12 protein-coding genes are annotated in these 13972 nt (G+C 66.9%); 4 read left to right on the plus strand and 8 right to left on the minus strand.

The window, feature by feature from the left end; all coding sequences use genetic code 11:
• Positions 1-16 precede the first annotated feature (16 nt).
• Both ACFVTE_RS01520 and ACFVTE_RS01525 read left to right on the plus strand, forming a co-directional pair.
• The gene (locus tag ACFVTE_RS01520) at positions 17-1189 is read left to right on the plus strand and encodes a YihY/virulence factor BrkB family protein (RefSeq protein WP_387095874.1); all 1173 of its coding nucleotides are present in this window, start codon (positions 17-19) and stop codon (positions 1187-1189) included.
• Positions 1190-1347: 158 nt separating this feature from the next.
• Positions 1348-2904 carry a DUF222 domain-containing protein gene (locus tag ACFVTE_RS01525; RefSeq protein ID WP_387095877.1) on the plus strand — a complete coding sequence of 519 codons (1557 nt, stop codon included), beginning with the start codon at positions 1348-1350 and terminating at the stop codon, positions 2902-2904.
• Positions 2905-2975: 71 nt separating this feature from the next.
• On the opposite strand, the gene ACFVTE_RS01530 is transcribed toward ACFVTE_RS01525, so the two are convergent.
• The 6 genes from ACFVTE_RS01530 to ACFVTE_RS01555 all read right to left on the minus strand — a co-directional run bounded on the left by ACFVTE_RS01530 (position 2976) and on the right by ACFVTE_RS01555 (position 9322).
• Positions 2976-3851: a glycosyltransferase gene (locus tag ACFVTE_RS01530; protein WP_387095880.1), complete on the minus strand. Its 876-nt coding sequence runs from the start codon at positions 3849-3851 to the stop codon at positions 2976-2978.
• A complete protein-coding gene (locus ACFVTE_RS01535; RefSeq protein WP_387095883.1) occupies positions 3838-5226 on the minus strand; it encodes a PIG-L family deacetylase in 1389 nt (462 codons plus the stop codon). The genes ACFVTE_RS01530 and ACFVTE_RS01535 overlap by 14 nt, the downstream gene beginning before the upstream one ends.
• Positions 5220-6449: a hypothetical protein gene (locus tag ACFVTE_RS01540; RefSeq protein WP_387095886.1), complete on the minus strand. Its 1230-nt coding sequence runs from the start codon at positions 6447-6449 to the stop codon at positions 5220-5222. The genes ACFVTE_RS01535 and ACFVTE_RS01540 overlap by 7 nt, the downstream gene beginning before the upstream one ends.
• A gap of 96 nt (positions 6450-6545) precedes the next feature.
• Positions 6546-7025, minus strand: coding sequence for a Dps family protein (locus ACFVTE_RS01545; protein ID WP_387095888.1), 480 nt, complete (start codon positions 7023-7025; stop codon positions 6546-6548).
• Between the two features lie 129 nt (positions 7026-7154).
• Entirely contained in the window at positions 7155-7616 is a 462-nt protein-coding gene (gene lepB / locus ACFVTE_RS01550) for a signal peptidase I (protein ID WP_387097113.1), read from the minus strand.
• A 101-nt stretch (positions 7617-7717) separates the two neighbouring features.
• Positions 7718-9322, minus strand: coding sequence for a multicopper oxidase family protein (locus tag ACFVTE_RS01555; RefSeq protein WP_387095891.1), 1605 nt, complete (start codon positions 9320-9322; stop codon positions 7718-7720).
• A gap of 365 nt (positions 9323-9687) precedes the next feature.
• Between ACFVTE_RS01555 and ACFVTE_RS01560 the strand changes: the two genes are divergently transcribed.
• Positions 9688-11853 carry an FG-GAP-like repeat-containing protein gene (locus ACFVTE_RS01560; RefSeq protein WP_387095894.1) on the plus strand — a complete coding sequence of 722 codons (2166 nt, stop codon included), beginning with the start codon at positions 9688-9690 and terminating at the stop codon, positions 11851-11853.
• Between the two features lie 70 nt (positions 11854-11923).
• Here ACFVTE_RS01560 and ACFVTE_RS01565 read toward each other — a convergent pair whose 3' ends face one another.
• Entirely contained in the window at positions 11924-12601 is a 678-nt protein-coding gene (locus ACFVTE_RS01565) for an O-methyltransferase (protein WP_387095897.1), read from the minus strand.
• Between the two features lie 43 nt (positions 12602-12644).
• Positions 12645-13016 carry an MTH1187 family thiamine-binding protein gene (locus ACFVTE_RS01570; RefSeq protein WP_387095899.1) on the minus strand — a complete coding sequence of 124 codons (372 nt, stop codon included), beginning with the start codon at positions 13014-13016 and terminating at the stop codon, positions 12645-12647.
• A gap of 112 nt (positions 13017-13128) precedes the next feature.
• On the opposite strand from ACFVTE_RS01570, the gene ACFVTE_RS01575 reads away from it, so the two are divergent.
• The gene (locus ACFVTE_RS01575) at positions 13129-13749 is read left to right on the plus strand and encodes a TetR/AcrR family transcriptional regulator (RefSeq protein ID WP_387095901.1); all 621 of its coding nucleotides are present in this window, start codon (positions 13129-13131) and stop codon (positions 13747-13749) included.
• Positions 13750-13972 lie beyond the last annotated feature (223 nt).

Raw genomic sequence — 13972 nt, forward strand, 5'->3', positions numbered from 1 at the left:
AACGAAAGGATGCCTCATGGCTACGAACGAAGCCCCGGAAACCAGCACAGCAAAGGCGGACACCGCGCCCGCACCCGATGATGCGCGAAAGCCGGACAGTCCTCCGGACCTGGACAAGCCGTCGTGGAAGTACATTTTCCGCAAGACCCTGCGTGAATTCACGGCCGACCAATGCCCTGACCTCGCCGCAGGGCTTACCTACTATGCGATCTTTTCGATGTTCCCCGCGCTGCTCGCCCTTGTTTCGCTGCTCGGCATCTTCGGGCAGGCGGAAAAGACGACGTCTGCACTCCTGGAAATCGTTCAAGGTGTGGCACCGGGTCAGGCAGTGGAAATGATCCGCGACCCAATCCAGGAACTGACCACGTCACCTGCAGCCGGATTCACGCTCGTCATCGGCCTCGCGACGGCGATCTGGTCCGCCTCCGGATATGTGACTGCCTTTGGCCGCGCGATGAACCGGATTTATGAGATCGATGAGGGCCGAGGCTTCGTGAAGCTCCGCGGCACCATGCTCGGCGTCACCGTGGTCGCGCTGATCATCGTTGCGCTGCTCGCAGCGATGCTTGTCATCAGCGGCCCCGTGGCCGAAGCCATCGGCAATGTTCTGGGACTCGGCGGCGTGGCACTGACCGTGTGGAATATCGCCAAATGGCCTGTCATAGTTGCGCTGGTCATTGTGGTGATTGCCATCCTCTACTACGCCACCCCGAACGTGCGTCAGCCAAAGTTCCGCTGGATGAGCCTTGGTTCGCTCATAGCCCTGCTGGTCTTCGTGGTGGCCTCTGTGGGCTTTGGGTTCTACGTGGGGAACTTCAGCAATTACAACAAGACGTACGGCGCCATCGGCGGTGTGATCGTCATGCTGCTGTGGCTCTGGATCCTGAACATGTCGCTGCTTTTCGGCGCCGAATTCGATGCGGAGATGGAGCGTGGCCGGCAGCTGCAGGCTGGCATCGAGGCCGAGGAAACGCTCCAGCTCCCGCCCCGGGACACGAAGAAGAGTGACAAGCTCCAGGAGAAGGAAGAGGAAGATATCCGGCTGGGGCGCGAACTGCGCGAGAAATACAGCGAACAGGGCAACGGCACGGACGGCAGCGACAAGGACGGCAACGGCCAAGACCGAAGGCACGACGGCGGCCGTAAAGGCAGCAGTGAGGCATCTGGCTTCCGGGACAAGGACCGGTAGCCAGCAAGGGCGGGGCGCCGGGTACCGTGCCGCGCAGACTACCGCGAAAACAGCCGACGGGGCTGATTGTCGTACCCTCCTCCTAGTCTGGGAGTGTCCGGTGAGGGGAGATGCCGGCGGGATTTCAGAGGCCAAGGGTTTCCGGGAGGGGGTGCGGCATGGAGGTTCAGGCGTTCGTCGCTGATGGCGGGGTGTGGGTTCCGGCTGTGGACTTCACGGACCGGGAGGATTCACTGCTGGCCGGCACCCTGAGCGTCCCGCTCCCGTCGTTCCTCACGGCCGACGAGGCGCTCGGCGTGGTGGAGTCGGCCGACCAGGTCATCGCCTGGGCAACAGCGGTGAAATTGCGCGCCCTGGCACGGGTCGAGGAAGCGATGGGCGAAGAATCCCCCCGGCGGATGGAGAACCAGCCGGTCCGCTTCGGCGGGAACGAGACCCATGCCCTGGCCGTCAGCGAGGTATCCACCGCCTGCGCCCTCTCCGAAGGCACCGCCGCGCGCTGGCTGAATGACGCCGGCGACCTCGCCACGTCCCAGTGGCAGGTCCTTGAAGCGATCGAGGCGGGTGAAATCTCCGACGCTCATGCCCGGATCATCCTGGACCAGGTCCGCTCCCTCCCCGCCTCGCACGCCGAAAACTTCGCCACCACCGCCCTCCAGCGGACCCGGACCCGGCACGGCCGCCGCCGCACCCCGTCCGAGTTCCGCTCCTGCCTGCGGCGGCTGCGCGAGCGTCTCCACCCCGAAAGCCTCACCACCCGCAAAGAAGCCGCCCAGCATGAACGCGGAGTCTGGTTCACGGCCGAACCCGACGGCATGTGCACCCTCACCGCACGCCTGCCAGCCGAAACCGGGCTCGCCATCTACAACGGACTCGACCACCACGCACGGCAAGCCAACGCACGAGCCACCGCACGAGCCACCGCACGAGCCACCGAACCCGGAGACCAGCCCGGGAGCCTTCCCGATTCCGGCGCCACGCCGGATCACAACACGCTCCCGGAACTGCGCGCTGACGCATTCACCTACCGCTTCCTGGGCGGGCCCGCCAGGCTTTTCGGCGGGTCCGACGAGCTCCTCAGCGAAGACGGGCCTTTCAGTGGAGACGGGCCGTTGGGTGGAACTGACGGACCGGAACCCGGGGCGTTCCGCGCCGAGATCGTCGTGACCATCCCGGTCCGGCACGTCCTCAGCAACGCTGAATCCGGCGAGGGTGCCGAACAGGCCGAGCTCGAAGGCTACGGGCTGATCGATGCCGCGACGGCCCGGCGCCTGGCCGCCCTCGCCCCCACCTGGCAACGGCTCTTCACCGACTGCACCACCGGCCAGGCCCTCGGCGCCGGCCGCACCGCCTACCGCCCACCCAAAGCACTCCGCCGCTACCTGAACTCCCGCGACAAAACCTGCCGGTTCCCCGGCTGCCCCCGCCCCGCCGCCGCCTGCGAACCCGACCACACCATCGAATGGCAAAACGGCGGCACCACCGACCCCGCCAACCTCGCCATGCTCTGCCGAAAACACCACGCCCTCAAATCCATCGGCGCCTGGACCTACAAACAGTCCCCAACCGGGAACCTGCAATGGCGATCCCCACTGGGCCGGAACTACAGCACCGAACCAGCAGACTTCGGCACCACCTTCCACCCCGGCGAACCACCAGAACGAACACCGAAACCACCGGACCACTCCGCGGCACCCGAACCCCCGCCCTTCTAGATGCCGGTGACGCAGCCCTGCCCTTCCGGCAGCCCATTTACCGACTCAGTTTCGCTGCCGTTGCTGATTGATCAGCTGCTCTGGAGCCCAGCTGCTGCCTCAACGCTGAGCGCACGGAGGTAGGCGCCAAAACCGTGGGGTGCCCTGGCGATGGTCCGGCCGGAGGTCATCACGCGGGTGCTGTCCGTGGCGGTGACGGCGAAGCCCCGCCGCCGCAGCTGTTCCACCAGGGCGCGGTCCTCGGAGGAGCGCAGCGGGGGAAATCCGCCGGCCTGCCGGTACGCCGAGGCGCGCACGCCCAGGTTGGCGCCGTAGACATTGCCGTGCCTTTCCTCCAGCGGATGCCTGAGGCGCCAGCTGTGCAGAAGCTCGGGTTCCATTCCGGGGGAGTCGGGCTCCACGGAACCCAGCACCACGTCCCAGCCGGCGTCCGCAAATTCCACCTGGCGCACGAGCCAGTCCTCGGGAACCCGGGAATCGGCGTCCGTGTTCGCCAGCCAAGTACTTTCCAGATGCAGAGAGCCCGCGCCTTCCAGAGGAGCGGTACTTTCCGGAGGAGCCGTGCTTTCCAGACGGCCCGCGCTTTCCAGACGTTCCGCGCTCTCCCAACCGTCAGGGCCGGCATCCCCCAGGGCGGCTGCCACACCCGCCGCCCTGCTGGCCCCCGCATTGCGGAACCTCCGTTGCAGTATCCGTACGCCGGTGCTGAGTCCGGCGCTTGATCCGGCGTACGCCCCAGCGAAGCACGCCGTGATCTCCGCCGAACGGTCGGTGCAGTGGTCCAGGACAACAGTGATACCCACGGCTATCGCAGGGCCGTTCTGCTCCAGCGCTTTTGTAGCGACGCCGAGCGCCTGCAGGGCTGCTCCAAGGTGGTGCTCCTCGTCATGGACCGGCATCACCACCTCCACCCGGTTGATGACCGGCCGGGACCTATCGGCCGTCATGCGCGGCCTCCGGCCGGGAACCTGGCGCGATGAACGACTCAAGGACGAAGTCCCGCTCCCGGTAAACACCCGCCGGCGGCCACCCGAGCTGGCTCCGGGCCAGCGCGTGGACGGCGTCGCCGTCGAGCTCCCAGCCGGAAACCGGATGCCTCCAGTGGCAGAGCAGCAACGTTCCGCCCGGAAGGAGGGACGCGGAGATCCGGGTGAACAGCTCCTCCAGTTCAGCCGCCGCAAGGTAGTAGCCCATCTCGGAGACCACGACCAGGTCAAAGCTGCCTGCCGGCCACTGGTCCGGCAGGGTCAGCTGCCTGGCTTCGGCGCCCGGGTGCCGGGCGAGCCGCTCGGCTGCCCGCGCCGCAGCGGTGCCGCTGGCGTCCACGGCCAAAAACCTCCGGCACCGCATTGCCAGTTCCGCACTCAGGGTGCCGATCGAGCAGCCGACCTCCAGGCCGGCGTCGTACTTCTGTTCCGGGAGCGCGGCGAGCGTCAGGCTGCGTTTGCGTTGCTCATACCAGCTGTCCTGGTACCTCCAGGGATCCTCGGCGCTGCGGTGCAGGGCGTCAAAGACCGCCTCGGCGTCCCGGGCGCTGCGCCTTCCGGTGACCGGTGGCTGCCAGGCGAAGACCTCAAAGGGCCTGGAGAAGTGCGAAAGAAACTGCCCTGACAGCAGCACCTCGTCGCCGGGCTGGTCAGAAAGCGGCTCCAGCTGGGAGGCATGGGTGTGCAGGGCCTCACGCTTAGCCCGCTGTTCACCGGAGCCCAGGGGCAGCCGCACCCAGCTCTGCCATGCGGTGTCCCCGGGCGTGGCCCACAGCCAGTACCAGATGGGATATTCCAGCAGTCCGTGGCCGCCGGCGTCGGCAGCCTCGGCCGCCACAGCTCCCAGGGTGTCGTGGTCGATGTGTCCGTCCCCGCGGTACGGGGCAACAATGACCACGGTGCGCTGCCCGTCTTCCCGGCCCTGTCCAATGACTCCCGCCAGTCGTTCGGCAATCACGGCGCGGTGCCGGGCCAGCGCGCTGTCCGGAAGGTTCAGGAACTGCCAGTGCTCCGCGAGCCCCAACGCGGCCATGGCTGCCCCGAACTCGTCCCGGCGAACTGCGGCAAGCTGCTCCGGCGTCGTAGTGGGCGAATCCGGGTGGGACGCCTCCCCCGCCGAGCACAGGAGCACCTCAACGTGTGCACCGGCCGATGCGAGCCGGGCCAGCAGCCCGCCGGCGCCGAGGGATTCGTCGTCCGGATGCGCCACCAGGACAACAAACTCCATCCGTGCCAGCTCGGCCGAATCGAGCGGCAGTTCGCCGATCGTGTCCAGGCCGCTTGCCATCCAGGCCGCCTCGTCCGTGCCGGCCTCGGTGTGCGAGAACGTCACCACGCGTGCTCCCCCTTGAGGGTGAGCACGCCCAGCTGGGCGTCGTCACGCATGGCGTGGTGCTGCCGCACGTAAAGGGACAGGTCCGCCATGCACTTGCCGTACCGTTCATCGAAGGCCAAGGGGCCGGGTCCCAGGTTCTGGCTCACCAGGAGCTGGACGCGTTCGACGGCGGCCGCAACAGTTCCCCGGACACGGAGCGCCTCGCTCCATCCGCCGACGGTGCTCCCGCTAAGCTGGGCATCCACAGCGTCAGCTGCCCGGGCCAGGTACTGGATGGTTGATGTCAGGGTCCGGTCCACTTCGCCCAAGGCGGCGAGCGCCACCTGGTCGGGCTCCCGCTGGGACCTGGCGCCCCGCAGGAGCGCGGCCTCGAAGTGCCGGCCGAGCGCCACGGCGCCGCCCAGCCAGCACGCGGCCACGCCCATGCCGCCCCAGGCAAAACCGGGGCGCTCGAAGTACCAGCCGTCACCGCCCAGAGGCACGGCCGGCACCCGGTCGAAGTGGACTGTTCCGCTGGGGATTTCGCGCAGGCCACGGCTGGTCCATTCCGGCACGTCGCACGTGACACCGGCGGCCCGAAGGTCCACGGCAAAGGCGGCCCGGCCGCCCGTATCGGTGTGCGCTGTCACCACTGCATGGTCAACGAACTGGGCCAGCGAGCACCACGGCTTGGAGCCCGTCAGCTGCACGCCGGCGGAATTCCGGGCTTGTGCCCCGCCGGGTTCTGCTCCGCTGGGTTCTGTGCCGCCGGGTTCTGTGCCGGCAGAGGACCGTCCGTCACCAGGGGCGGTCGCCGGCCCGGCCGTCAGCCGCGTGCCGGGAGCCTCGGCCGCATACACGCCCCACGATCCGGTGAACGTCTCCGGTGTTCCCGCCTGGGACAGGATAGCGCCTGCATCCAGGTGCGGCTCGATCACCCTGGCGGCAGCCACGTCCACCGTGGCCACGGACGCCAGCAGTTCCCACAGTTGTGCTGTCCGCCCGTCACCCGGTTTCGGCGCGGCACGGCCGACCTGCTGGGCGATGGCCAGCAGGGCGGGGATATCCCCCACGCTCGAAGCAACCCTGTCCAGCAACCGTTCGAGGTCGAGCGAAGGTCCGGGTTCCCGCGCAGGTTCGGTTTCCTGCACGGGTTCGGCCCCCGGCGCAGTTTCCAGCCCTGCCCGACGCGCCGGTGCCGGGCTAAGGCGAACGGGCTGCCACTGGCGGTGCGGAGCGTTCATGCAGCTTCCCCTGCCAACCCTGACAGGTCGTCCGTTACCGGGCCGGACGCGGACAAGTGGTCCACGGGCAAACGGGATAGCCGGATCATGGCGCTGCTATTCCTGTTCCGGCGCGGTCACCGGCGCAGAAGCGGGCATCACTTCCGCGTTCACCATCCACGCCAGCTGTTCGAGCCGGGTGATGGCCTCATGCAGGAGGTCCGCGCTCGTGGGATCTTCTTTATCCACCTCATCGTGGACTCCGCGGATGGTCTTGACCGTTTGTTCCAGCCTGGCGGTAATGAGCTTGGCGGTGTCCTTGGTGACGGTCAGTCCGGCGGGATACTGCTCCAGCCTGGTGCCGGACGAGACGGTGGCGCTCCGGCCGTCCGGAAGTGCGTGGAGCGACCGCATGCGCTCCGCTGTCTGGTCGGCGAGCAGCCGGGCACTGTCCACTATCTCGTCCAGCTGCAGATGCAGGTCGCGGAAGTTGGTGCCCACCAGGTTCCAGTGCGCCTGCTTGCCCTGGACGTGCAGCTCGATCAGGTCGGTGAGAACTCTCTGCAGATTGCTGGCCAGAGTCTGGGATGCTTTCATGTTTTCCTCCGCTGCCGCCGCCGATGCTTGTCCATCCCGGCCAGCCGGAAGCCCGCCGCGATGATTCCCAGCTTACTTACCTTTTTGGGTGCGGGTGTTTCTGGCGGGGGCACGTGCATTGGCGCCGCATCAGCGGCCGAAGGGCCACAGCACCGTGGCTTGCAGCGATTCCAGCGGAACGCTCCCGTAGATGCGCGAATCTATGGAACCCGCCCGGTTGTCGCCCAGGACGAAGACATGCCCGGCCGGTACCGTGACCGGACCAAAGTAGGTGCCGTCGATGCGGCTGTGGTCGATCCCCGGTTCGGCCTGCGGGACACCGTCCACCACCAGCATCGAGTCCTCGATGGCGACGGTCTGCCCCGCGAAGGCAATGGCACGCTTCACGGCGGGGTTCCCGTCCTCGGGGCTTGTGAACACCACCAGGTCACCCGCCCGGAGGGATCCGAGCGCCGGCCCGGGCTTGAACATCAGCGCTGTGCTGCCCTTGGGCAGCGCAGGCTCCATGCTTTCGGAGCTGACTGTCACGGGCTCCACCAGCCACAGGCGGGAGGCGAGCAGACCCGCGGCGAGCAGAACCGCCGTCGTGATTGTCCTCCCGGGAAAACCCCGCCGGACGGATCCGGCAGGCTTCCCGGTGACGGCTGTACTGTCAGGGACTGCCCTGGGTCTTGGGTCGGCCCTGTGTGCCGCTAGCCGTCCCATTGGGGCAGCGCCGCCGTCATGGGGTCGTTGGGATCGTTGTCGGTTTCCTTCAGCCCCACCCGGAACTGAACCATCATGTCGTGGTCCTCGTGGGGCAGGTTGTGGCAGTGCACCATGTAGCGGCCCCGGTGCGGACCGAACTTCATGAGCAGGCGGACCGTCTCGCCCTCACCCACATAGACCACGTCCTTGGGCCCAAGTTCCTGGGGAAACGGCGCCTTGCCGTTGCGGCTCAGGATCTTGAAATCCACGAGGTGGATGTGCACGGGGTGGAACCAGCCGCCGGACCTGTTCTCGATCTCCCAGATTTCCACGGCGTTGAGGTCCACCTCCGCGGCCACCTTCTTGTAACCGCTGGCAATGACGTCCTGCCAGCTGTCGTCGTCGATGGTCCACATGTTGGTGACGTCATTCCGCTTGACCCGGAACTTCCGTACTTTGGTGGCCTGCTTCTCGGTCAGCGCCATGACCTCATTCCCCGGCGCCAGCTGGGCGGGCACAGTGTTCCAGGTGGGGTCGCTGGTGTTGACGGGCTCGTCGGTGACGTCGAAGGCCATCACCTTGTTGGTGAAGTCGTAGTCGACGTTGTTCGGGTTGGACAGGTTCCGGAGCTCGATCCGCTGGCCGGTCTTGTACTTCCGGAAATCGATGAGCACCTCGTACCGCTCCGCCCCGCCATGGCGGTAGCTGGCCACCTTTTGAGGCGTGGGGATCAGGCCGCCGTCGGTGCCCACGATGACCAGCGGGTCGCCGGTGCTCAGCGTGAGCCGCACGGACCGGGAGATGCTGCAGTTCAGGATCCGGAAGCGGTAGATGCGCTTCTGGACCTTCATGACCGGCCACGGCTTCCCGTTGACCAGGATGACGTCTCCCCACAGGCCCGAGTGGGTGTTGTCGTCATAGCCCAGGGCGCCGTTCGCGGCGAACATCGCATCGGAAATGATGAGTGGCACGTCGAAGTCGTCCTGCGGGAGCAGCTGCCGTTCCAGCGGATCGTGCATGTGGTACTGGGCTGCCAGGCCGGAGTAGGCGTTCTGTGCCGTGAAATGCACCCCGTGGTCGTGGTACCAGAGCGTGCGGGCGGGCTGGAAGTTCGGGTAGTGGTAGTCCTTGAAAAACCCGGTGTGGGTGACGTCACTGGCATACCCGTCGAACTGGGGCAGCGAGGCTGATCCGTGCAGGTGCGTGGACGTGGCGAGCACGTGGCCGTCGTTCGGGTGCGTTGCGGGAAGCTGGTTCCGGACCCGGACCACCGCCTTGGTGCCCTGGTCCAGGCTGATCGTGGGGCCGGGGAAAATCCCGTTATAGCCCAGGATCGGCGTCTGGAGCCGGGGCAGTATAGACGCCATGGCCGCCTTCTCTGTCAGGGTGTAGTAGTTGACGGGCTTGCCGTCGGCGGGGTCCACCTCCACCCTGTCCGGAGCGAGCACCGGCGGCTTCACGAAGGCCGACTGGAACGGTTTGGGCATCTCTGCGGCGCTCAGCCGGCTGACGGACTTGGCCTCCACCTCGGCCCGCGGGAACGAAAGAACGCCTGCTCCCACAACGCCGAGGCCGCCCAGTAGCAGGACATTTCGTCTGGACACGGTCATTACCGGGCCTCCTTTCGATAGGGATGGGTCGGGACCAAATGGGCATGGTTCGAGGATGTCCCGGCCTACTTGGAAAAACCCGGACCAGGCTGGGAGCTGTGGGGGTTCTGAGGGAGTACCCCCAATTGGGCCCCCTCAAATCGATGGTCTAATTCGGCCTTCCCACCCGAAGTCCGCACCGTTGCGGGCCGCTGCCGGGGGGAAGCGCACCGGACCGGGGCCTCGCAGAGACCGCTCCCCACCGGCTTAATCCGACCTTTGTCCAAGGTGCTGCGTTCAGTGTTGAAGGCAGTTGGGAACGCACCTCCCGGCTTGGCCTTGAAGGTACTGGGGGCCACAAATCGAGTGTCCAAAAAGGAGTTACCATGTCCTCGCATTCTGCGATGAGGCCTTTGGTGCCTGACGGAGCCAAGCGCTCCCGGTCAGCGCACGGCAGGCCCTCAACCGCCGCCGGACGTTTTGCCCCGGCCGTCGCCGGCGCTCTGCTCGCCGCTGCCCTGTCACCCCTCGGCGCTGTTCCCGCGAACGCGGAGACGGCCGGGATGGGTCCGGTCGACCCCTCAAACGGGTTCCCCACCTGGTATTCGGACGGCACGGTCCGGCTCCAGTTCTGTTATCAGGCCGGGCAGGGGTGCCTCTCCGAGCCGCCTGATCCTGGCGCTCCGGCGTCCTACCCGGACAACTTCCCGGAAGAGGCCTTCTGGTTTGCGGCCGAGGCATCGGCCGGCAACCTGGGCCTGTACGAGGCTGCCCTCGAAGGGGCGCACGCCAACGGACCGGTGGTTGACGGCGAGCAGATGGGCTTCGGCCGGCTCCGGTTCCGCCTCACCGGCCTGGTGGCCGGGCAGCCATACACCATCACGCATCCCTACGGCGTCCACACCTTCACCGCCACTGCTGACAAGGCGGGACTGGGTGAAATTAACCAGACCCTGGACCAGGGCGTCTGCGCCCCATCGGCCACCACTCCGTGCGACTGGGCCGGGGTGGGGGCCGCCTTCCTGGGCGACTTTGGCCGGGGGACCACGGCGACGTTCCTTCGCCAGGATGGCGCGGCACCTGGCACTCTCGGCGACATCAACACTGCACGCACCGTCACCGGCGCACCCTCGGGCAATAACTTCGTGCGCGTCGTGGGCCCGAACGCCGGCGGACCCGGAGTCAATACCCTCACCGTGAATACGTTCACGGTCCAGGGCCTGATCGCGACGGATTCCGTTGGCGGGCCGACCACGCCTGACCTGGCGGCCGCCAGCGACAGCGGCCGCTCCAGCTCCGACAACATCACGCGGGTGACCTCGCCAACCATCACGGGCACGCTGCCCGCTGGAACCGCCGGTCCCGTTCAGCTCATTGTCGACGGCGGCGCTCCCCGCTCTGCCACCCTTACGGGATCGACCTACTCCCTGACGCTGCCCGCCCTGGCCCAAGGCTCCCACTCCGTGCAGGCTGTTGCCGGCGGACAGAATTCCGGGACCCTCAGGTTCACGGTGGACACGGCTGCTCCTCCGGTTTCGATCGTGGCGCCGTTCCCGTCGTCGCCCAGCCTGGACGACACCCCGACCCTGAGCTTCACGAGCAGTGACGTCCAGGCCCGGTTCGAATGCCAGCTCCAGCCCAGCAACACGGCCTGGGATCCCACCTGCGCCTCGCCGAAGACGTGGGACCGGCAGGCCAGCGGCACCTATAACTTCCTCGTCCGCGCCACGGACGTCGCGGGCAACGTCAGCCCGCTGGTCAGCCGCACCGTGCAGATCGGCACCACCGTCACCTCCCCGTACCGCAAAGTCCAGGACTTCAACGGTGACGGCCGGGCGGACGTCGTGTCCCGCGATTCCACCGGAACGCTCTGGCTTTACCGCGGCAACGGCACCGGCGGCTTCCTCGCCAGGACCAAGGTCGGCGTCGGCTGGAACTCGATGACGTCGATCATCAGCAGCGGCGACTTCAACGGCGACCGCAAGGCGGACGTCATCGCCAGGTCCTCAACCGGCCTGCTGTACCTCTACAAGGGCAACGGCATCGGCGGATTCTCCAGCCGTGTTCAGATCGGCTCCGGCTGGAATTCCTTCACCGCCATCACCGCCGGCGGCGACTACAACGGTGACCGCAAGCCCGACCTTGTGGCCCGCGACAGCGCCGGAAGGCTCTACGCCTACCTCGGCGTCGGCAATGGCAGCCTCTCCGGGCGGCTCCTGATCGGCGCCGGTTGGAACAGCCAGAACACCATCCTGGGCACCGACTTCAACGGTGACGCCAAGCCGGACATCGTCTCGCGGGACGCTGCCGGCAGCCTGTGGCTTTACCGGGGAGACGGCGCCGGCGGGTTCCTCACCCGGACCCAGATCGGCGCCGGCTGGGGCGGCCTGAACTCCCTGGTGGCCCCCGGTGACTTCAGCGGTGACGGCAGGGCAGACGTCATCGCCCGTGACTCGAGGGGAGCCCTCCTCCTCTACCGCGGCAACGGCACCACCCTCGTCAGCAGGACTGTCGCCGGCACCGGCTGGACCTCGATGAGCTCAATCCAGTAGTCCGCCAAAGGTAAAAGCGCCAAGCAAGAAAAGCACCGCCCGCGTACAGCCAGTACGCGGGCGGTGTTGGTTAACGGACGACGGCCAGCGCGAAGCCGTCCCAGCCCTTGGACCCCACGGTCTGGATGACAGTGGCGTCCAGCCGGCTGTCCTCCCCCATCATCCGCAGCGCGCCGATGATTCCGGGGGCGTTGACTTCATCCAGGGAGGGGTCCAGCGCCACGCCCTCCCACACGACGTTGTCCATCACGATGCTCGTCCCGGCCCTGCCCAGCCGCACGGCCCACTCCAGGTACTGGGGGTTGTTTTCCTTGTCCGCATCGATGAAGACGAAGTCGAACGGGCCGGCTCCTTCGGCTTCGAGGGCCGCGAGCGTGTCCAGTGCCGCACCTGTCCGGATCTCCACCTTGTGGCTCACGCCCGCGGCGTCCACGTTTGCCCGGGCTACATCGGCGTGTTTCTGGAGGTATTCGCACGTCACCAGCCGCCCGTCGTCGGGCATTCCCTGGGCCATCCAGATAGTGCTGAACCCGGCCAGCGTGCCGATCTCCAGCACCTTGCGGGCACCGGACGCCGCCACCAGCAGTTTCAAGAGTTTTCCGGCATTCGGGGTCACCTCGATCGGCGGCATTCCGGCATCCTCGGCGGAGCGCACGGCGCGCTGGACTGCATCGTCGGGGTGGACGACGACGTCGGACAGGTACTCTTCTACGGCCGTCCACTCGGGCCGCGGCTTGTGCTCAAACATGGGCACAGTCTTCCAGCAAGCGCCCGGCCGGGCTAGGTTCGCGTCAGTTGCCTTCGGCCCGCGAACCGTCCGGGGCGCCGTCCGGGCCGCCGTCCAGGGCACCTTCCAGACGCTCTACCTTCGCGGTGAGCTCGCCGGAATACCCGGGCCGGATGTCGGCCTTGATCACCAGGGACACCCTGCTGCCGAATTTCCCCACGGCGTCGGTGGCCCGCTTGACCACGTCGAACACCTCATCCCATTCACCTTCGATGGTGGTGAACATCGAATCCGTCTTGTTCGGCAGCCCGGACTCCCGGACAATCCTGACGGCGGCAGCCACGGCGTCGTGCACTGATGCGTCCCCGGTCCCCGCCGCGGCGTAGGCAGGATCAGCGGGAATTCCGGACGGGGCGACTGAAAATGCAAGCAACATGGGTCCAGTCTGGCATGGCCGGATGGGCTACCCGGAACGTGGCCTGTGTCATATTCGGCGCTACCAACCGGTAACGGAGTCAGGCCGACACAGCGTTGCTAACCTTGATTTCATGAACCTCGCAGTAGAGCGCAAGCCCCTCCGTGCTGACGCTGCACGCAATGTGGACAAGATCATTAACGCCGCCCGCGAGTGTTTCCGGCAGTACGGCCCGGACGTTCCGCTGCAGACCATTGCCGCAACGGCGGGGGTGGGTCCAGCCACGCTGTTCCGGAATTTCTCGGACAAGGAGCAGCTGGTTTTGGCTGCCCTCAACCGCCAGCTCCGGCTCAATGTGGATCCGGTTATCGACGTCGCCCTTGCGGGCAGCGATGCGGCCGAAGGCCTGTTCCGGGTTATCGACGCTGTGATGACTGCGGCCAGTGACAATGCCAACCTGCTCGGCGCCGTGGCCGGCAGGAGGGATTTGCTCACCGGCATTACCGGAGGCCTGATCGAGTCTGTTGGCGTTCTCCTTGACCGAGGCCAGGACCAGGGGACGCTGCGGGTGGACATCTCGCTGACTGACATGGTGCGGCTGCTGGCAATGCTGATCGGTGTGGTGGACACCATGGAGCCCGGCTCCGACGCCTGGCGCCGGCCGGCTGCCCTCGTCGAAGACGCGATCCGTGCGGAACGGCCCGTCAGGACGCTGCCGCCGCAGGTGCCGCTCCCAGGGTCCCAGTTCGAGTAGCGGCTCGGAGTCCGAGTAGCCGCTCCCAGTTCGAGTAGCGGCCCGCAGTCCGAGTTGCGGGCGGGTCCGGAATGACGGACCCGCATATTCCGCACACCGGCCGTGCACAGTAAGCTAGGCACACCGGTGGGTTAGGAAGTCAGCCTCGGACAGTTCCATAAACGGAGCAACACCATGTCATTTCCTGCATGCGTTCAAATCAGACCGGCCGTGGCATCATGAA

Source organism: Arthrobacter sp. NPDC058097 (genome assembly GCF_042884885.1).
Lineage (GTDB): Bacteria > Actinomycetota > Actinomycetes > Actinomycetales > Micrococcaceae > Arthrobacter.

What these genes read in the sequence shown, in the direction of transcription:
- ACFVTE_RS01520 (WP_387095874.1), top strand. Translation starts at nt 17, where the DNA reads ATGGCTACGAACGAAGCCCCGGAAACCAGCACAGCAAAGGCGGACACC.
- ACFVTE_RS01525 (WP_387095877.1), top strand. Translation starts at nt 1,348, where the DNA reads ATGGAGGTTCAGGCGTTCGTCGCTGATGGCGGGGTGTGGGTTCCGGCT.
- ACFVTE_RS01530 (WP_387095880.1), bottom strand. Translation starts at nt 3,851, where the DNA reads ATGACGGCCGATAGGTCCCGGCCGGTCATCAACCGGGTGGAGGTGGTG.
- ACFVTE_RS01540 (WP_387095886.1), bottom strand. Translation starts at nt 6,449, where the DNA reads ATGAACGCTCCGCACCGCCAGTGGCAGCCCGTTCGCCTTAGCCCGGCA.
- ACFVTE_RS01545 (WP_387095888.1), bottom strand. Translation starts at nt 7,025, where the DNA reads ATGAAAGCATCCCAGACTCTGGCCAGCAATCTGCAGAGAGTTCTCACC.
- ACFVTE_RS01555 (WP_387095891.1), bottom strand. Translation starts at nt 9,322, where the DNA reads ATGACCGTGTCCAGACGAAATGTCCTGCTACTGGGCGGCCTCGGCGTT.
- ACFVTE_RS01560 (WP_387095894.1), top strand. Translation starts at nt 9,688, where the DNA reads ATGTCCTCGCATTCTGCGATGAGGCCTTTGGTGCCTGACGGAGCCAAG.
- ACFVTE_RS01565 (WP_387095897.1), bottom strand. Translation starts at nt 12,601, where the DNA reads ATGTTTGAGCACAAGCCGCGGCCCGAGTGGACGGCCGTAGAAGAGTAC.
- ACFVTE_RS01570 (WP_387095899.1), bottom strand. Translation starts at nt 13,016, where the DNA reads ATGTTGCTTGCATTTTCAGTCGCCCCGTCCGGAATTCCCGCTGATCCT.
- ACFVTE_RS01575 (WP_387095901.1), top strand. Translation starts at nt 13,129, where the DNA reads ATGAACCTCGCAGTAGAGCGCAAGCCCCTCCGTGCTGACGCTGCACGC.